This window comes from Pseudomonas sp. GW823-FHT06E10, from assembly GCF_058794995.1.
In genome coordinates this window covers 1-18,135 of sequence record NZ_JBXAHJ010000008.1, presented here as the reverse complement: position 1 = coordinate 18,135, position 18,135 = coordinate 1, and the positions used below count along the sequence as shown (strand labels likewise).

Genomic DNA, 18,135 nt, shown 5'->3' with positions numbered 1-18,135 from the left:
TGGTCGATAACGATAACGTGTGCTTTCTGAATGCACGCGCTGTTCTTGAGTCCATCGCGAGCGAGCTCGCTCCTGCAAAGGATTCCGTGTTACCGCCTAAATCCCTCAAGCGCTGATGCGTTTCCAAAACAGGAAAACCTTATTGAGGGGTCGAGAGATGTCAGTCGCTACCAACCTTATCGAAGAGCAGCCGGCGACGTCCGCCGAGACGCTTTATCAATTCAACGAATCGCCATTGCTCGCCCGTCAGAGCCGGCAGGAATCCAACGCCCGCAGCTATCCGCGACGCATTCCCCTGGCACTCAAGCGCGCCAAGGGCATCTACGTCGAAGATGTCGAAGGCCGCACCTTCATCGATTGCCTGGCCGGAGCCGGAACCCTGGCCCTGGGGCACAACCACCCGGTGGTGATCGAAGCCATCCAGCAAGTGCTGGCCGATGAGCTGCCGCTGCACACCCTGGACCTGACCACACCGGTCAAGGACCGGTTCGTCCAGGATCTGTTCGGGCTGCTGCCGCCTGCCCTGGCCGCTGAAGCGAAGATCCAGTTTTGCGGCCCGACCGGCACCGACGCCGTGGAGGCGGCACTGAAACTGGTGCGTACCGCCACTGGTCGCAGCACCGTGATCTCGTTCCAGGGTGGCTATCACGGCATGAGTCAGGGCGCGTTGAGCCTGATGGGCAGTCTGGGGCCGAAAAAGCCCTTGGGCGCCTTGCTTGGCAGCGGCGTGCAGTTCATGCCGTACCCCTACGATTACCGCTGCCCGTTCGGGCTCGGCGGCCCGCAAGGGGTCAAAGCCAACTTGAGTTACCTGGAAAACCTGCTCAATGATCCCGAGGCTGGTGTGCAATTGCCGGCGGCGGTGATCGTGGAAGTGGTGCAGGGCGAGGGCGGGGTGATTCCGGCGGATCTGGACTGGTTGCGCGGTGTGCGGCGGATCACTGAACAGGCGGGTGTCGCGCTGATCGTCGATGAAATCCAGAGTGGCTTCGCCCGCACCGGCAAGATGTTCGCCTTCGAGCATGCCGGGATCATTCCCGATGTCGTGGTGATGTCCAAGGCCATCGGTGGCAGCCTGCCGCTGGCGGTGGTGGTCTATCGTGACTGGCTCGACACCTGGCTGCCCGGCGCCCATGCCGGGACGTTCCGTGGCAACCAGATGGCCATGGCCGCCGGTTGCGCGGTGATGCGTTATCTGGTCAAACACAAGGTCTGCGAGCATGCCGCCGCGATGGGCGAGCGTCTGGCCGAGCACCTGCGCATCCTGCAGCGGGACTTCCCGCAACTGGGGGACATTCGCGGACGTGGCTTGATGCTCGGCGTCGAACTGGTGGACCCGACGGGCGCGCTGGATGCCCAAGGCCATCCGCCGGCTTTCGCCCGTCTGGCACCCCTGGTGCAGCGCGAATGCCTCAAGCGTGGCTTGATCCTGGAACTCGGTGGCCGCCACGGCGCGGTGGTGCGCTTCCTGCCGCCACTGGTGATTACCGCTGCGCAAATCGATCGCGTGGCCGAGATTTTCGGGCGAGCCCTGGCCGCCGCCACGGCCCATCCTTAAATTTTCCGCCCTGCGGATCGTTCCTTCTACATAACGGTTGCGTGCACAACGCAACCCGCCCGATAACGATGGAGAGACAGCATGACGTCAGTATTCGACCGCGAGGACATCCTCTTTCAGGTCGTGGTCAACCACGAAGAGCAATACTCGATCTGGCCCGACTACAAAGCCGTGCCACAAGGCTGGCGCACCGTGGGTAAAAGCGGGCTGAAAAAGGAATGCCTGGCCTACATCGAAGAAACCTGGACCGACATGCGTCCATTGAGCCTGCGGCAGAAGATGGACGAGCAGGCGGCTGTGGCGCACTGATCCGTCATGCAAAAACAAGCCCGCTGGACTGGTGACAGTCAGCGGGTTTTTTCAGGTCTGGAGTCTTGTGTCGGCTATCAGGCCGCTATCGCGAGCAAGTTCGCTCCCACAGTGATCTGCGGCATGGCACATATCCTGTGGGAGCGAGCTTGCTCGCGATGAACGATAACGCGGTCGTACAGACCTTAAACGCCGCTCAACCCCTTGATCAGCAAATCCACATTCCCCTCCAGTTCCGCGACCGGGTCCTCGGCATCGGTACTCAACACCACCAATCGGCTACCCGACCCGGCAATCACCGCTTTCAGCGCATCCGACGGCTGCCGGTGATGCAGCACCACCGTCACGTCATTATCCTTGAGCGTTGCGCCCAATTGCTTCAGCGCCTCCGGTGTCCACTCGGCATCGGCGCGTGCATCCTGGCCGATCAATTCCAGATTGAGACCGCCGATCAGGTAGCCGAAGTGATCGCTGAGACTCATCACACTGAGGTTGTCCACATTGGCCAACCGCGCTTCGCTGTCGGCACTGAGCTTGAGCAAACGCTGCTTGAGCGATGCCAGGTTGGCGTCGATCTTCGGCTTGGCCTTGGGGGCCAGACGCACCAGGTCCGCCGCCATCACATCGGCCATGCGCCCCATGTTATTGCTGGAGAACCACGGCTGACTGTTCAGCCCGTCGACCTTGTTGTCGGGCTGTACGGCGATGCCGGGCAGGGCGCCGTCCACGGGACGAGCGGCATCGACTTCGACGATGCGGATATTGCTGCGCCGGGCGATCGGGTACAGCGGGTCATCCGGCCACAGTGAGCGCAGGCCGATCACCGCATCGGCGTCGCTTGCCAGTTTGGCCAGCGACGGGGCGCCACGACCGGTGAAGTAGGCGGTCTGGCGGCTGCCGGGCAGGTTGGTCGGGGCCGCGCGTTCGAGGCTGACATCGGTGCCCTTGAGCAAGACCTCACCCAGGCCATAAGTAATCGGCAAGGAGGCCAGCACACGCAGCGGTTTGCCGTTGTCGGCGGCCATGGTCGTTGTCGCCAGCCCGCACAGGGTGATGGCGAGGGTCAGTTGGCGCAGTGAAAAAATCATTTATCCAAGGTTCCCTTTCAGGCTGGGGACGACGCCGCGCGCGATGGCGGCCAGGGCGAAGGCGATACCGGCCACGAGGATGATCGCGGCGCCGGACGGGATCGGCAGGTCGAAGACAATCGGTGCAAGAATCCCGCACAGTGTGCTGACCGTGGCGATCAGCACCGAACACCAGAAAAAGCCCTTCAGCGATTGGCTGAGCAGGCGTGCCGCGGCGGCCGGAATCACCAGCAGGGCGCCCACCAGAATCGCGCCGATGACCTTCACGGCGGCGACGGTGATCAGCGTCACCAGAATCACGAACAGATAATCCAGGGTTTTCACCGCCACCCCGCGCACCGCCGCCAACTGCGGGTTGAAACTGGCGAGCATGATGCGGTTGTACAAAGGCAAGGCCAGGGCCATGACCAGCGAACCGACGATGGCCAGCACCAGCAGGTCATTGCCATTGACCGTCAGCACCGAGCCGAACAGCACGTTTTCCAGAATGTGTACGTTGATCTTGCCCGCCAGAATCAGCAGCAGGCTCGCGCCCAAGGCGAGCGACACCGAGAGAAACACGCCGATCAAGGTATCTGGCGCCAGACCGGTGCGGTTGCGCAGGTAATTGAGCAGGATGCCGAACAGCAGGCAGTAGCCGAACAGGCTGCCGTAGGGGCCGGTGTAGGGTTCGCCGAGCAGGATGCCGATGGCCACGCCGGTCAGGGCGGCGTGACCGACCGCCTCGGAGAAAAACGCGAAGCGCTTGACCACCACCAACGTGCCCAGGCCTCCCAGTACCGGGCCGATCAGCAGACCGGCGAGCAGGGCGTTGACCACGAATCCATAGGCCAGCGCCTCGGGCAGATAACCCGACGACGCCCAGCCCTGGACCATCAGGCGAAAAGCTTCGTAACTCATCAGGCAAGGCTCCGTGGGTGGGTCGAGAACAGGTTCAACAGACGCTCCGGTGTCAGCGCCTGTTGCGGCGTGGCGTCGAACAGCACCCGGCGATTGAGCCCGGTGACGTGATCGGCCAGGCGCCCGACCGCTTCCAGGTCGTGCTCGATCCACAGTACGGTGATGCCCGCCGCTCGCCAGTCGCCGAGCAAGCGTTCGAACACCCGGATACCGGCCTCATCGAGGGCCGACATCGGTTCGTCGAGCACCAGCAATTGCGGAGGCGGAATCAGCCCCTGGGCGAGCAACACCCGTTGCCGTTCGCCGCCGGACAGCGCGCCCATGCGGCGCTTGCGTTTGTCCTGCATGCCGACCCGCTCCAGCGCCTCGCCAATCGCCGTCGCGTAGTGTTTGCTCAAGCCGAGAAAGGCCGGGCGACGCTGGCACATGGCGGCCATGAAATCGTCGACGGTCATTGGCAAGCCCCGGTCGAACTCCAGTGCCTGTGGCACATAGCCGATGGTCCCCGGCTCGCCTGGCCAATGCAGGCTCAAGCGGCCCTGGTGAGGCATTTGCCCGAGCAGGGTCTTGATCAGCGAACTCTTGCCGCCGCCATTGGGGCCGACCAATGCGTGCACGCTGCCGGGTCGGACTTGAAATGTCACGTTGTCGAGGATCGTTGTGCGCCCGAGGGTCAGGCTGACGCCTGCAAAATCCAATGTCGGCCCCGAAACCTGTGGGAGCGAGCTTGCTCGCGATGGCGGTGTATCAGGCAACATGGTGGTCGACTGACACGACGCCTTCGCGAGCAAGCTCGCTCCCACAGGGGATTCTGCATCGGCCAGGATGGTTTCTTTCGATGTCATTGGCCCGACTCCTGAATCGCCCGCACCACAGTGTCGAGGTTGCCGGTCATTTCCTTTTCGTACTTGTCGGTGGTGTATTCGCCGTAGGAAATATGCGACAGCGGATACAGCTTCACGCCGGATTCGCGCTGGATGGTGTCGACGTAAGTGGAAGGAAAGTCCATCTCCGAGAAGATCACCTTCACGTCCAGTTCACGCAGTTGATCGATGGTTTTTTTCAGCTGGCTCGGGCTTGGCTCGATACCGTGGGCGGGCTCGACCACGGCCGTCACTTCGAGGCCGAATTCGCGCAGCAGATAGTCGTAGGCCGCGTGTACCGTGGCCACCCGCAGTTCCGCGTTCGGTGCCTGGGTCAGTTTGGCCAGGGCGTCGGCGCGCATCTTGCGCAGGCGCTTGCCGTAGGCGCGGGCGTTCTCGGTGTAGGTTTTGGCATTGGCGGGATCGAGCTTGCCTAGCTCCCGGGCAATGTTGTTGACCTGGGCAATCGAGGCGCTGATCGACAGGAAGGTGTGCGGGTTCACCACCTTGCCGGCACCGCGTGCGGCCACGCCGGTGGCGGCCAGTAGCGGTACGTTCTCGTTGGCTTCGATTACCGGCACGTTCGGGGTTTCGCTGGCGGCGATCATGCGGTCGGCGAAGTCGTCATGGCCGACACCGTTGAGCACAATCACGTCCAGCCCGCTGATGCGCTTGATGTCTTCGGCGCGGGGCTCGTAGGCATGTGGGTTGAAACCGGCCGGAATCAGCGGCACCACCTCGGCCTTGTCACCGACGATGTTCGCCACGTAGCTGTAGTAGGGATGCAGGGTGATGCCGATGCGCAGGCGCTTGGCTTCGTCGGCGCTGGCCAGGGATGGCAGCAGGCAGGCGAGCAAGCCGACCAGCAGCAGGCGCAAAAAAGAACATTGAGATGAATTGGGCATGGGAAAGCGGTCTTCTCTCGGAAAAAGGCGAGGGTTCAGTGCCGGTGCTGGCGGGTCACACCGGCATCGAATTGCGCGATGACCTGCTGCCAGCCGGCGCTTTCGAGCGCGGCATCGCTGAGGTCGGCCGGTGCCGTGAGCGTGCTGGTGCGGTTGAGCCAGATGTCCGGTGCAGCGTCGGCGGTTGCGCTCAGGCGCAGCAGAAACGAACCGGCGACCGTCGGCATCTGGCTCCGGCCGAAATAGGCCTTGGCGTCGAGCATTTGCCAGGCATGGCCACCCCGGCTGACGGAGCTGGCGTCCCGGGCAAACGGGGCAAACCCTTCCTCGGCCAGCAACTCGGGTGTCGGCAGCGCTTGCTGTTCCTGGCGCAGCAAATGGATCTCGTCCAGCGTCACCCGCAAATCGGCGTAGATACCTTGCTCGGATGCACTGAGGTCACGGCGCGCATCCAGTTGATGGCTGCTGACGCTGCTCACCTCATGGGATTCACCGCGCCAGAGCACCACCGAGCCGGCCACCGCCAGGATCGTCAGGCACAGCAGCAGAACATAGAGGGTTTCGTGACCGGCCCCGGCCGGGCGCACGACTTGGGTCGTTGGAGTGCTCATGGTGCCTCGATGTCCGCTTGGTCGATTTCCACGACGTGACCGGGGCCGGCATCGAACAGCACATAGAACTCGGCGCCGGGCTTCTTGAAGGTCAGGGTCGAATCAGGCCCGAGCTTGCCCGGCACCAGGATGGTTTCGTCGTAGCCGATCACATCGAGGGTTACGCCAGGAGCGCCGCTGCCGTCGGAAAAACCGCCGGTGCACTTGATCTGCTCCGCGTCGATGACCTTGCATTCGCACATCGGATTGTGGGCCAGGGCGGTGGCGCTGAAGCCGGCGCAGAGCACCAGCAACACGGCGTTGAGCGGGCGAAGAGGGGTGATCATGGTTTGCCTCCTTGTTTGTTCAGCCAGGCGATAGTGGCGGGGGAGGCCTGGCTCAAAGGAATGGATGCCTGATGCATGACGCCGTCCCAGCCTTCCATGGTGATCCACAGTTCGGCGTCGGCCGTGGTCTTTTCCGGGACGGGCAGCGAAGCACCCATACGGTACGGGGTGCCGAAGAAAATCACCCCGGCGGCGCGCAGGCTGCGGGGCTTGCCGATACGCAGGTAAGTGGCCTTGACCTGGCCGATGCAGGCCTCGCACAACGCGGCGTTGAAACCCTTCATGTAACCGGCCGGGCCGTCGAGCATGGGCGCGGCGTTGCGCAATTCCGCCAGGCGCAGGCTCCAGGGACCGACCCGGACTTCGCCGACCTCCCGTTCGCCAAGGCCACTGTCGCCGCGCATCAATGCCTCGTCGGCGAAGTACTTGGGCATGAAACCCAGGGGAATCAGCAGTAACAGGACGTTCAGATGAAAGCGCCATTTGTGCCAGAACACGTGCAGGCGCGAGGGTTGCGAGACCGCAGTGACTTTGCTCACAGGTGGGCCTCCGACGGTTCGTTGTTCGTGACCGGTTGCGCGGCGGTGCCACGCTGTTTTTTGTTGCTGCGCTTGAAGGCATTGGCCGTGGCCAGTGCCGTGCGTTTGGTCCAGATCAGCAGACCGCTGAGCACCATCATGCTCAGCAACAGGCCGAAGAACGCCCAGATCAGCTTGATCCACAGGCCACCGAAATCGCCGGTGTGCAACGGGCGCATGGACTCGGTGACGAACTCCAGGGTCGAACGGTCCGAGATCAGGCGCGAGGCGGCGATTTCGCCGTTGTACGGGTTGATCGTGGCGGTCTGGAACATCAACGGATACCAACCGCGTCCGCCGACATCCAGGTGGCTGTAGGCATTGCCCGGCAAGCTGACAAAGCTGGCCTCCAGCCCGGAGATTTTCTGCCTGGCGATTTCAATTGCGCGGTCGAGGTCGATACGCGGCGGGGGCGAGCCATCGGCTGACAGCGGCACCGCTTCGCGGGACATCGCCGGGATGATCTTTTCCGTGGAAATGGAAACCTGGTTATCGAACAGCAATGCCTGGATCAGGAACCAGGTGCCGGTGATGGAAATCACCGCGATGAACCAGATCGACCAGATGCCGCTCAAGCGGTGAAAGTCGCCCCAGAAAATCCGCGCGCCGTGGCGAATACGCAGGGTTGGCCGAAAAAAGCCTTTCCAGAAGCGTTTGTAGACCACCAGCCCCGTGACCAGTGACGCCAGTAGCGGCAAGCCGAGAAACGACACCAGGTACCAGCCCCAGCTGTAACCGTTGGTGAACGGCACCAGCCACCAGCCGTGCAGCGCCCGGGTGAAGGCGCGGAAGTTGAACTCCGGCGCGACACCCTGGATCACGCCGCTGTACGGATTGACATAAATCACCACCGAGCGCCCGTCGGGGTAGCTGACTTCGACATCCAGGGCAAAATGCGACTCGTCGGGGCGGCTGATGCTCTGCACCACGGTCTGCGGTTCGGCCTTGTTGATGGCCTCGATGACCTGCTGATAACTGAGTAGCGGGGCGTCGTCCGAGGGCTGACTGGCGCGCATTGGCGGGTTGGCCAGCCAGACGATCTCCTGACTGATGACGGCCAGGGTTCCGGTTACACAGACGATCAGCACGAAAAACCAGATCGGCAATGCCAGCCAGCTATGGACCAGGAACCAGATTTTTGAACGGGACTTCTTTGACATGTTGGAGGTCTTGCCTGGATGAGAGGCAGCTCGGCTGCGGGCTTCGCAGGGATGAGCGCCCAGAAGGTCCGGTCGTGGCTTTTGCCTACGCGAAAGGACTGCATCTAAGTAGGACGGATGAGCAGGGGAAATCCCGAAAGGGGAAATGAAAGAAAATGTTTCTCATTGTCGACAGGTCGCGGGCGGGCTTGCTTGCGCAAGTGATTGGCATGTCGGCGGTACTGCTGAAGACGGGACCCTTGTGGGAGCGAGCCTGCTCGCGAAGAGGCCCGCTCCATCACCAGGGATTTCAACCCTGGGCAAACATCTCCTTGGCCCGTTGCTCGATCTGTTCCTGAGTCAGGTCTTCCTTGTGCGTGGCCAGGAACCACAGGTGCCCGTAGGGATCTTTCAAGGTCCCTGAACGGTCGCCGTAAAACTGATCCTTGACCTCCGATACAACGGTTGCGCCGGCATCGATCGCCTGTTTGTAGGACTTGTCGACATCCGTCACGTACAAGTGCAGACCCACGGACGGCGAATTGTCCGGGTTGCTCAACGGTCCTTGATCGCATGGTGTGCCCAGCATGATCGGGCAATCGCCGATGCGCAGTTCCGCGTGGCCGACACCGCCATCGGGCATGTCCAGGCGCATGATTTCAATGGCGCCAAAGGCTTTTTTGTAGAAGGCGATGGCTTCGGCGGCTTTGTTGATGCCCAGATAGGGGGTGACGCTGTGATACCCCTCTGGAATGGGTTTGACGCTCATGATGGAACTCCCTGTTGTTGTTTTGTGAATGGAAAGTACCTGTGCCGTTGTACGACCGAATAAATATAGGCCAGCCTCTTTCGCCTCACCGAGTGCCCGACGAGCAGCAGCGCCATTTAAGTGCCATCAAGTTGGCTCCAACCAGTGCGCTCCCGGCCCGCGCTCTCCCAGCACATCGCCTGCGTTGCGCAATGGACAAGCCTCCATCGACAGGCAACCACAACCAATGCAGCCGTTGAGGCGATCGCGCAGCAGGGTCAGTTGGTTGATGCGCTCATCCAGTTCCCGGCTCCATTGCGCCGACAGCATTTTCCAGTCCGCCGCCGTCGGCGCCCGGTTGTCGGGCAGTGACTTGAGGGCTTCGCCGATTTCCGCCAAAGGAATTCCCAGGCGCTGGGCAACCTTGATCAAGGCCACCCGTCGCAGCACTTCCCTGGGATAGCGGCGCTGGTTGCCCTGATTGCGGTTGCTCTTGATCAGCCCCTTGGACTCATAGAAGTGCAGCGCCGTGACCGCCACACCGCTGCGCGCCGCGACTTGGCCGACGGTAAGTTCCTTGTGCAGGTTTTCCGGGGTGATCATTTAAAAATTGCCTCTTGACCTCTAGTTAACTTGAGGTTTTACCCTGCACACCTTTGGATCGCAAGATTCGCCTTACATGTGAGTGGGGGACATTTCATGCAAGCCTCAGAGAAGAATCGCAGCTTTACCCAACTGATCGAGTTCCAGATCGAGCCGCATCAACAACCCGCGCTGGTATTGGCATTGTCGGCACAGACCGAACATCTGGCCCGGCAGCACCGCGGCTTTCTCAGTGCCAGCATCCAGGCCAGCGATGATGGCCGGCGGGTACTCAATTATCTGCAATGGCAAACCCGCGAAGCCGGGGAGGCTGCGTTCCGGTCCTTTGAAAACGGCGAAGAGGATTTCTGGCAGTTGATCCGCGCCCATCAGGCGAAGGCCGTGACCTTCGGCTCGTTCCAGGTCCTGCACAGCCTGGAGCGCAGCCACGACAATGCATTGCACTGCAGCCTGGTGGGCTGGCGCTGACAAGGGCAATGATCGCCATTTCTTGATAGCCACTATTGAAAGCGTTGATTTCTGCTGCCCGGGAGGCGCGGGTAGCCTGTGTTCATTGCCTCGAACCCAGTTGCCAGGACGCCAGAAATGAAACCGATGATCGCCACTTTGCTGATGCTCGCCGTCTCCGTACTCGCCGGATGTGCCAGCCATGTTTCCCCTGAGCTTCGGCCTTACACGGCTGAAGAAAGCAAGGAACTGGCGCTGGAAGCGCTGAACCGCCGCGGATTGTCCTTCGACGAGTACCACGCGAAAAAAGCCGAGCTGCTCGGTCAGCCGCAAAAGTCGTTCGGTTTCGACAACCAGGGTGAAATGAACGTCGGGCGATCTGTACAGCTTCACGGTCGTCCGAGCTGAGGCGAAACTGTACTGCTCCAAGTTTCGCGTAACTGTCCATGGGTTTCGCCGAAGGTGTGCGATAGGGTCAACACCTGACCGACCCTGACGGACTGCCACCCATGACGCTCTCACTCGACCTGCTGCTGGGCTTCGCCCTGTTTGCCCTCGTCACCTCGATCACGCCCGGCCCGAACAACACCATGTTGCTGGCCTCCGGGGTGAACTTCGGCTTCAACCGCACGATTCCGCACATGCTCGGCATCACTTGTGGCTTCTTCATACTGGTGGTGGCGGTCGGCTTTGGCCTTGGCGCGGTGTTCCAGACCTACCCTTTGCTCTACACCGTGCTGCGTTATGTGGGGGCGGCGTATTTGCTGTATCTGGCGTGGAAAATCGCCCATTCCGGGCCAATGTCGGAGAGCCAGCAGGGCGAGGCGAAACCGATCAGCTATCTGGGTGCCGCCGCGTTCCAGTGGGTCAATCCCAAGGCCTGGATCATGGCCATTGGCGCTATCAGCACTTACACGCCGATGCAGGGATACTTCACGAATGTGATCGTGATCGCGGCCGTCTTTGCGATCATCAACCTGCCGAGCGTGGGTGTCTGGGCCGCTTGCGGCACGCTGTTGCGCAATGTTCTGAAGGATCGCCGCTGGCTGCGCCTGTTCAATTGGGGCATGGCCGCGCTGCTTGTGGGTTCGCTGTATCCGCTGATACTCGAAAGCTTTAGCTGACGCATTGCTTCAACCGGTTGCCCGATGCCTGTTAAGCTGACTTTTCAGGAGCGTTCCTACGCACTTTTAAATGAAGTAATTCTTCTTTAACGGCATCCGATCAGGTATTGGTAACGTTCTGAAAACCGCGCGCAGCTCACAAGGCTGCGCTTTGCCGTTTGCAGTCACGAGCTTCCTGATCCCGGAACACGCTCTGCGAGTCTTTTATGAATAAACGTCCGTTGTATTTCGATTACGCCGCCACCACGCCGGTGGATGAGCGGGTCATCAAGGTGATGATCGAGTGTCTGGGCTTTACCGGCAATTTCGGCAACCCTGCTTCCAGTTCCCACGTCTTCGGCCAGCAGGCCCGGCAATCAGTCGAACAGGCGCGACGCCAGGTCGCCGAACTGGTCGGCGCGACACCCGGGCAGATCGTCTGGACCTCCGGCGCCACCGAATCCAACAACCTCGCGCTCAAAGGCGTGGCCCAAGCCCGCCGCATTGGCGGTGGCCATATCATCACCAGTCAGATCGAACACAAGGCCATTCTCGATACCGCCAGGCAACTGGAGGATGCCGGTGTCGCGGTGACCTACCTGGTGCCGGACGCCGAGGGCCTGATCACCGCGCAGGCGGTCAGCGAAGCCATGCGCGAAGACACCTACCTGGTGTCGCTGATGCTGGTCAACAACGAACTGGGCACCCTCAACGACATTCCCGCCATCGGTCAGATCGTGCGTGATCGCGGGGCGTTGTTCCATGTCGACGCCGCACAGGGCGCGGGCAAAGTGGCGATCGACCTCGCACTGTGGCCGGTGGACCTGATGTCGTTTTCCGCGCACAAGCTCTACGGCCCCAAGGGCATCGGCGCGTTGTACGTCGGTCCGCGTGCACAACAGCGTTTGCAGGCGCAGATCCATGGCGGCGGGCATGAGGGCGGTTTGCGTTCCGGCACGCTGGCGACCCATCAGATCGCGGCCATGGGCGCGGCCTTTGCACTGGCGGCGGCTGCGTTCGATGAAGAGAAAGCCACCATCGTGCGTTTGCGTGAGCGCTTGCTCGAGCAATTGCAGAGCGTTCCCGGCGTGCGTCTCAACGGCAGCCCGACCCGGCGCATTCCCCATACCCTGAGCCTGACCTTCGACGAAGGCGAGTTCAACCCGGCGGCATTGCTGGCCTCGATCGCGTTTTCCGCGACCTCGGCCTGCAATTCCGCGAGCAATACCCCATCCCATGTACTGCTGGCCCTGGGGCACGATGCCCGCTCGGCCGGTCGCACCATCCGCTTGAGCCTCGGGCGTTTCACCACCGAGCAGGACATCGACCAGGCGGTTCAACTGATCAAGGCAGCCTGCGCCAGTGCTCCGGCATTCTGGCAATAGGGCGACGAAGCGCCGACATTGATCGGCACTCAACAATAATGATGAAGTGGTTAGCAGGAGACACGATGAATACGCAGCTTTCGATCAATGGATCGGTGCCCCAGCGCCTGGCGCAAACCCGCGAACTGATGAGCCGGGAGGGCATTCACGCCTTGCTGGTGCCGTCGGCCGATCCGCACCTGTCCGAATACCTGCCGGGCTACTGGCAGGGGCGCCAGTGGTTGTCGGGTTTCCATGGTTCGGTCGGCACCCTGATCGTGACTCCGGATTTTGCAGGTGTCTGGGCCGACAGCCGTTACTGGGAGCAGGCGACCAAGGAACTCAACGGCAGCGGCATTGACCTGGTCAAGCTGCAACCGGGTCAACCCGGACCACTGGAATGGCTGGCCGAGCAAACCCCCGAGGGTGGTGTTGTCGCGGTCGATGGCGCGGTCATGGCCGTGGCTTCGGCACGGACCCTGGGCGGTAAACTGGAAGAGCGTGGCGCTCGCCTGCGCACCGACATCGACCTGCTGAGCGGCGTCTGGAGCGACCGCCCCGGCCTGCCGAACGAACCGATCTATCAGCACTTGCCACCACAGGCGACCGTCAGCCGTGGCGAAAAACTCGCCAAACTGCGTGAAACCCTGCAGGCGCGGGGTGCCGACTGGCATTTCATCGCCACCCTGGATGATATCGCCTGGCTGTTCAACCTGCGTGGCGGCGACGTGTCGTTCAACCCGGTGTTTGTTTCCTTCGCCTTGATCAATCAGCAACAGGCCACGCTGTTTGTCGCCTTGAGCAAAGTCAGCGCCGAACTGCGCGCCATCCTCGAACGGGACGGGGTGACCTTGCGCGATTACAGCGAAGTCGCTACTGCATTGCGTGCCGTACCGAGCGGCGCGAGCCTGCAAGTCGATCCGGCGCGGGTCACGGCGGGCTTGCTGGACAACCTCGACAGCGGGGTGAAACTGATCGAAGGCCTGAACCCGACCACCCTGGCCAAATCGCAAAAAAGCCTGGCCGATGCCGAACACATCCGGCAGGCCATGGAACAGGACGGCGCAGCACTGTGCGAATTCTTTGCCTGGCTGGACTCGGCGCTGGGGCGCGAGCGCATCACCGAACTGACCATCGACGAAAAACTCACCGCGGCCCGTGAACGCCGTCCGGATTATGTGTCTCTGAGTTTCAACACCATTGCCGCGTTCAACGCCAATGGCGCGATGCCGCACTACCATGCCACCGAAGAAGAACACGCGGTGATCGAAGGGGACGGCCTGCTGCTGATCGACTCCGGCGGCCAGTATCTGGGCGGCACCACCGACATCACGCGCATGGTTGCTGTGGGCACACCGACCGATGAGCAAAAACGCGATTGCACCCGAGTGCTCAAGGGGGTGATTGCCTTGTCCCGCGCCCAGTTCCCGAAAGGCATTCTGTCGCCGCTGCTCGATGCCATCGCCCGTGCGCCCATCTGGGCGGAAAGTGTCGACTACGGTCACGGCACCGGTCATGGCGTCGGTTACTTCCTGAACGTCCACGAAGGTCCGCAAGTCATTGCTTATCAGGCCGCGCCTGCCCCGCAAACCGCGATGCAACCCGGCATGATCACGTCCATTGAACCGGGCACCTATCGTCCGGGTCGTTGGGGTGTGCGTATCGAAAACCTGGCGATGAACCGTGAGGCGGGCAAAAGCGAATTCGGCGAGTTCCTCAAGTTCGAAACACTGACCCTGTGCCCGATCGACACGCGCTGCCTGGAAACTTCGCTGTTGTCCGAGGACGAGAAGCAGTGGTTCAACGCTTACCACGCCGAAGTGCGCGAGCGCTTGAGTCCGTTGGTCGAAGGTGCCGCGCTGGAGTGGCTCAATACCCGCACGGCGGCTATCTGATCGGGAGCTGCTATTGGTTCCGGCGTAGCTGTTTGTTTATGTGCAGCTCAGGCGCTTTATCCAGCGCCTGAGCCATAGGGCGGCGAAGGGGCGGTTGGTGGTCGAGATTCAGCTCAAGGCTTCGAGCACGAAGTCCAGTCGATCCTGGCCGAAGTACAACTGATTGTCGACAAACATGCTTGGGGCTCCGAATACGCCTCGCTGTACGGCTTTTTCGGTGTTGTCCTTGAGCAGGGCTTTTACTTCTTCATCGGCGGTCAGGGCCAGCACCTCTTGCGGATCGAAAGCGTTTTCGCTGAGCACTGCCGCGACGGTTGCCGGTTCATCCAGGCTGCGACCCTCGACCCATATGGCCTTGAACAGGCAATCGATGAAAGCTGCAAAGCGTTCAGGGTGGCGCAACTGCATGCCTGTTACGGCGCGCATGAGCATCAAGGTGTTGATCGGGAAGTGGGGATTGAATTTCAGAGGCACGCCGTAGCGTTTGGCGTAGCGGTCCAGATCCTCAAACATGTAGCGGCCTTTGGCCGGGACAGTCGCCGGAGAGGCGTTACCGGTGGCTTTGAACACTCCGCCCAACAAGAGCGGAATGTAGATCAACCGGGTGTCGGTTTGCGCGCAGATCTTCGGTAGCTGGGTGTAGGCCAGATAGGTGGCGGGGCTGCCGAGGTCGAAGTAGAACTCCACGGTTTTGCTCATGTTCAAGGCGCTCGTCTTATTGTTGTGTGTGGGGGGAATTACCAGCGTTCGCTCCAGGGACGCAGGTCCAGTTCGAAAGTCCAGGCGTCGCGGGGCTGGCTGTGCAGGTACCAGTAATTCTCGGCAATGTGTTCGGGGTTAAGGATGCCGTCCTGATCCTTGGTCGCGTATTTCTCGGGGAAGCTGTCGCGGATGAAATCGGTATCGATGGCGCCGTCGACGACGACATGGGCAACGTGAATGTTCATGGGGCCGAGCTCTCGGGCCATGCTTTGCGCCAGCGCACGAATACCGTGCTTGGCACCGGCAAATGCGGCGAAGCCGGCTGCGCCACGCAGGCCTGCAGTGGCGCCGGTGAACAGGATCGTGCCCCGCTGGCGCTTGGCCATGCGTTTGGCCACTTCACGCGCATTGAGAAAACCGGAAAAACAGGCCATTTCCCAGATCTTGAAATACTTGCGGGCGGTTTCTTCGAGAATGCTGCACGGCACGTTCGCGCCGATGTTGAACACGAATGCCTCGATAGGGCCGATCTCGCTTTCTATCTGCTCGACCAGTGCGACCACGTCGTCTTCCTTGCGGGCGTCGCAGGCGAAACCGTGGGCCTCGCCACCATCGGCCTTTATGGCATCCACCAATGGCTGGAGCTTGTCCGCACTGCGGCGGGTAACGCAGGTGACAAAACCTTCCCGGGCAAAACGCTTGGCAATGGCGCCACCCGTGGCATCACCTGCACCGACGATAAGAACGACCTTCTTGTTATTCATGGGTAGATCCCTTTTGGTAAACGATCGTTAACTAAACGAACGTTATGCTATGATTCGACAGACGTCAAGGCGAGCAAGCTAGGGAGAAAGGCAATGCGTTATTCGGCCAGTCACAAGCTGGAAACCAGGCAAAGGCTGCTGGAAAGCAGTGCGGTATCGGCCAAGAAGTCCGGATTTTCAACGGTGGGCGTGGACGGCCTGATGAAAGCGATTGGCTTGAGTGGCGGCGCCTTCTATAGCCATTTCTCGTCGAAAGACGAGTTGTTCGCCAGCATTGTCGAGCGTGAGTTGGGGCAAAGCCTGGCGCGACTGGGGGAGGGAAAGGACCGTGACAAGCTTGAACGCTGCTTGAAGCAGTACCTGAGTATGTCTCACGTCGAGAATCCGGAAACCGGTTGTGCATTGCCGGCATTGGGGGCAGAAATTGCCCGTTCCGACCTGACTGTCCGTCAACAGGCAGAGCACTGGATTTGTCGGCTTCAGGAAAGTTGGGCGGGTATTCTGCAAAGCGACAGCCTGGCGTGGGCGATTCTGTCGCAATGTATTGGCGCGCTGGTCGTAGCGCGCATGCTGGCTAGTCCGGATATCCAGCGCACAGTGCTGAACTCCAGCTACGAGGAAATTGGCCGTCAGATCGCAAGCCCGAGAACCTGACCCGACGGCCCTGCCTATTTGCAGATGACAATCATGCTGCGGCTGGTATAGCCCGCAGGATTGAGGCCAAACGGGTAATCGCCGGGCTCTTCCACTGCATCTCCCGACTTGGCAATGACCTTGTATCCCTTGGGGGCGCAGGAATTGGCGGCGCTGGCGTAGCACTTGTCCCAGGACGAAGACAGTCCGGAACAGTTGATGTGCAGCCCTTTCTTACCGTGCTTGATCTGTGTTTCCGAAGTCGCTGCGCAGCCCGCAATTGCAAGTACGGCGATCAGCATCAAAAATCGTTTCATTACTGTCCTTATAGCGTCCCCGGATCTTGTGCCCGGGTTTGGCCGCTTTCACTTTCGCTTGACGCGTACCGATATCCCTATCTGAAATGGTCCATGTCATGACACTGGGGTGCGGGGCTAAACATGGCCTAATTGAGCGGCAAATACCAGAGCCGTTTCATATCTGCTTTCAATCCGCCGCTACGGCTGGTCTGGTGCTAGTGCTCATGGTCATGGTGGCACCGACGGATGCCAGAATGATGCACATGATTGCCATCCATTGTGACAGCGAGAGGTATTCATGAAGGAACAGCAAGCCAGATAGCGCGCCGAAGGCTGGCTCGATACTCATCAGTGTGCCGAAGGTTCTGGCCGGCATGCGGGTCAGCGCGACCATCTCCAGGGTGTAGGGGAGGGCTGTGGACAGGATGGCGACGCCAAGGGCTATAGGGATCAATGACGGGCTCAGCAGAGCTGAGCCTGCATGGACAATACCGATGGGGGCTACGAAGAGCGCAGCGATCATTACCCCCAGCGCGGCGGTTTGCACGCCATTGTCGGCCCCGGCTTTTTGACCGAACAAAATGTACAGTGCCCAGCAGACCCCTGCGCCCAAGGCATAACCGGCGCCTACAAGATCGATGCCGGTGGTCGTTTCTCCCGTCGGTATCAGTAACAGTAAGCCTGCGGCAGCCAGGGCAATCCACAAAAAGTCGATCGCGCGACGCGAGGCGTAGATCGCCACCGCCAGTGGGCCGGTGAATTCAAGCGCCACCGCGATGCCCAGCGGGACGGTTTGCAACGACATATAGAAGAGGAAGTTCATGCCGCCCAGCGCCATTCCGTAGACGATGACAGTGCGCAGGGACTTTGCAGTGAATTTTGCCCGCCATGGACGCAGTATCAGCATCATGATCACACTGGCAAAAATCAGTCGTAATGTTGTCGTCCCCTGAGGACCGACAACGGAGAACATGCTTTTGGCCAGGGAGGCTCCGGACTGGATCGATGCCATGGCTATGAGCAGCAGCCCAACCGAGAACAGGGTAGAGGCTAGGCTGCGAGGCTGGTCATTCATTACGTGGCATCGTCCGAAATATAGGAATCAGGGCGTTTCTATTTGTGTTGGGCAATATACTGCGCATTCCTTGCAGGCGCGTCTATATATAAGCAGTGTTTTTGCACATGTCGATAGAAAACCTAAATCAATGCTTGACGGCAGATTTCAGGTGTCTATAATTCGCCCCACTTCCGGCGCAGTCGAAACGGAAAACTCCTTGGTAAACAAAGAGTTACGCAGTTT

General features: G+C 60.7%; 22 protein-coding genes. 8 read left to right on the top strand and 14 right to left on the bottom strand.

The window, feature by feature from the left end; all coding sequences use genetic code 11:
* Positions 1-157 precede the first annotated feature (157 nt).
* Together AC1Q6Y_RS14700 and AC1Q6Y_RS14695 are read left to right on the top strand one after the other, a co-directional pair.
* Positions 158-1,558, top strand: coding sequence for an aspartate aminotransferase family protein (locus AC1Q6Y_RS14700; protein WP_492624732.1), 1,401 nt, complete (start codon positions 158-160; stop codon positions 1,556-1,558).
* Positions 1,559-1,639: 81 nt separating this feature from the next.
* Entirely contained in the window at positions 1,640-1,867 is a 228-nt protein-coding gene (locus tag AC1Q6Y_RS14695; protein WP_057713869.1) for an MbtH family protein, read from the top strand.
* 185 nt (positions 1,868-2,052) lie between these two features.
* Here the strand turns inward: AC1Q6Y_RS14695 and AC1Q6Y_RS14690 are convergent, their stop codons facing one another.
* From AC1Q6Y_RS14690 to soxR, 10 genes are all read right to left on the bottom strand, one after another.
* Positions 2,053-2,955: a metal ABC transporter substrate-binding protein gene (locus tag AC1Q6Y_RS14690; protein ID WP_492624731.1), complete on the bottom strand. Its 903-nt coding sequence runs from the start codon at positions 2,953-2,955 to the stop codon at positions 2,053-2,055.
* Positions 2,956-3,855 carry a metal ABC transporter permease gene (locus tag AC1Q6Y_RS14685; RefSeq protein ID WP_003226663.1) on the bottom strand — a complete coding sequence of 300 codons (900 nt, stop codon included), beginning with the start codon at positions 3,853-3,855 and terminating at the stop codon, positions 2,956-2,958.
* Positions 3,855-4,613 carry a metal ABC transporter ATP-binding protein gene (locus tag AC1Q6Y_RS14680; RefSeq protein WP_492624793.1) on the bottom strand — a complete coding sequence of 253 codons (759 nt, stop codon included), beginning with the start codon at positions 4,611-4,613 and terminating at the stop codon, positions 3,855-3,857. The genes AC1Q6Y_RS14685 and AC1Q6Y_RS14680 overlap by 1 nt, the downstream gene beginning before the upstream one ends.
* Positions 4,614-4,696: 83 nt before the next feature.
* Complete coding sequence (locus AC1Q6Y_RS14675; RefSeq protein ID WP_090457004.1) at positions 4,697-5,623, bottom strand: metal ABC transporter substrate-binding protein; 927 nt, start codon at positions 5,621-5,623, stop codon at positions 4,697-4,699.
* Positions 5,624-5,658: 35 nt separating this feature from the next.
* A complete protein-coding gene (locus tag AC1Q6Y_RS14670) occupies positions 5,659-6,234 on the bottom strand; it encodes a DUF6162 family protein (RefSeq protein ID WP_090457002.1) in 576 nt (191 codons plus the stop codon).
* Positions 6,231-6,560 (bottom strand): hypothetical protein, encoded by a 330-nt coding sequence (locus AC1Q6Y_RS14665; protein WP_492624730.1) that lies wholly within the window; start codon positions 6,558-6,560, stop codon positions 6,231-6,233. The genes AC1Q6Y_RS14670 and AC1Q6Y_RS14665 overlap by 4 nt, the downstream gene beginning before the upstream one ends.
* Positions 6,557-7,099: a PA2404 family protein gene (locus tag AC1Q6Y_RS14660; protein ID WP_492624729.1), complete on the bottom strand. Its 543-nt coding sequence runs from the start codon at positions 7,097-7,099 to the stop codon at positions 6,557-6,559. The genes AC1Q6Y_RS14665 and AC1Q6Y_RS14660 overlap by 4 nt, the downstream gene beginning before the upstream one ends.
* Positions 7,096-8,298, bottom strand: coding sequence for a PepSY-associated TM helix domain-containing protein (locus AC1Q6Y_RS14655; RefSeq protein ID WP_492624728.1), 1,203 nt, complete (start codon positions 8,296-8,298; stop codon positions 7,096-7,098). Before AC1Q6Y_RS14655 ends, AC1Q6Y_RS14660 begins: the two co-directional genes overlap by 4 nt.
* 289 nt (positions 8,299-8,587) lie before the next feature.
* On the bottom strand, positions 8,588-9,046 hold the full coding sequence (locus AC1Q6Y_RS14650) for a VOC family protein (protein WP_057713877.1): 459 nt from the start codon (positions 9,044-9,046) through the stop codon (positions 8,588-8,590).
* A 126-nt stretch (positions 9,047-9,172) separates the two neighbouring features.
* Entirely contained in the window at positions 9,173-9,628 is a 456-nt protein-coding gene (soxR, locus tag AC1Q6Y_RS14645; protein ID WP_090456997.1) for a redox-sensitive transcriptional activator SoxR, read from the bottom strand.
* Between the two features lie 96 nt (positions 9,629-9,724).
* Between soxR and AC1Q6Y_RS14640 the strand changes: the two genes are divergently transcribed.
* The 5 genes from AC1Q6Y_RS14640 (at position 9,725) to AC1Q6Y_RS14620 (ending at position 14,437) form a co-directional block, all read left to right on the top strand.
* Entirely contained in the window at positions 9,725-10,096 is a 372-nt protein-coding gene (locus AC1Q6Y_RS14640) for an antibiotic biosynthesis monooxygenase (protein ID WP_223532720.1), read from the top strand.
* 117 nt (positions 10,097-10,213) lie between these two features.
* The gene (locus AC1Q6Y_RS14635; protein ID WP_057713880.1) at positions 10,214-10,483 is read left to right on the top strand and encodes a hypothetical protein; all 270 of its coding nucleotides are present in this window, start codon (positions 10,214-10,216) and stop codon (positions 10,481-10,483) included.
* Between the two features lie 101 nt (positions 10,484-10,584).
* Positions 10,585-11,199, top strand: coding sequence for a LysE family translocator (locus tag AC1Q6Y_RS14630; protein WP_090456994.1), 615 nt, complete (start codon positions 10,585-10,587; stop codon positions 11,197-11,199).
* Positions 11,200-11,405: 206 nt separating this feature from the next.
* Positions 11,406-12,563: a cysteine desulfurase family protein gene (locus AC1Q6Y_RS14625; RefSeq protein WP_492624727.1), complete on the top strand. Its 1,158-nt coding sequence runs from the start codon at positions 11,406-11,408 to the stop codon at positions 12,561-12,563.
* Positions 12,564-12,628: 65 nt separating this feature from the next.
* Entirely contained in the window at positions 12,629-14,437 is a 1,809-nt protein-coding gene (locus AC1Q6Y_RS14620; RefSeq protein WP_223532716.1) for an aminopeptidase P family protein, read from the top strand.
* Between the two features lie 108 nt (positions 14,438-14,545).
* Here AC1Q6Y_RS14620 and AC1Q6Y_RS14615 read toward each other — a convergent pair whose 3' ends face one another.
* The gene (locus AC1Q6Y_RS14615; protein WP_057713884.1) at positions 14,546-15,136 is read right to left on the bottom strand and encodes a 2-hydroxychromene-2-carboxylate isomerase; all 591 of its coding nucleotides are present in this window, start codon (positions 15,134-15,136) and stop codon (positions 14,546-14,548) included.
* A gap of 38 nt (positions 15,137-15,174) precedes the next feature.
* On the bottom strand, positions 15,175-15,903 hold the full coding sequence (locus tag AC1Q6Y_RS14610; RefSeq protein ID WP_057713885.1) for an SDR family oxidoreductase: 729 nt from the start codon (positions 15,901-15,903) through the stop codon (positions 15,175-15,177).
* 93 nt (positions 15,904-15,996) lie between these two features.
* Between AC1Q6Y_RS14610 and AC1Q6Y_RS14605 the strand changes: the two genes are divergently transcribed.
* A complete protein-coding gene (locus AC1Q6Y_RS14605; protein ID WP_057713886.1) occupies positions 15,997-16,557 on the top strand; it encodes a TetR/AcrR family transcriptional regulator in 561 nt (186 codons plus the stop codon).
* 14 nt (positions 16,558-16,571) lie between these two features.
* Here AC1Q6Y_RS14605 and AC1Q6Y_RS14600 read toward each other — a convergent pair whose 3' ends face one another.
* Together AC1Q6Y_RS14600 and rhtA are read right to left on the bottom strand one after the other, a co-directional pair.
* Positions 16,572-16,853 (bottom strand): hypothetical protein, encoded by a 282-nt coding sequence (locus AC1Q6Y_RS14600; RefSeq protein WP_057713887.1) that lies wholly within the window; start codon positions 16,851-16,853, stop codon positions 16,572-16,574.
* Positions 16,854-17,022: 169 nt separating this feature from the next.
* On the bottom strand, positions 17,023-17,910 hold the full coding sequence (gene rhtA / locus AC1Q6Y_RS14595) for a threonine/homoserine exporter RhtA (RefSeq protein ID WP_057713888.1): 888 nt from the start codon (positions 17,908-17,910) through the stop codon (positions 17,023-17,025).
* Between the last annotated feature and the right edge of the window lie 225 nt (positions 17,911-18,135).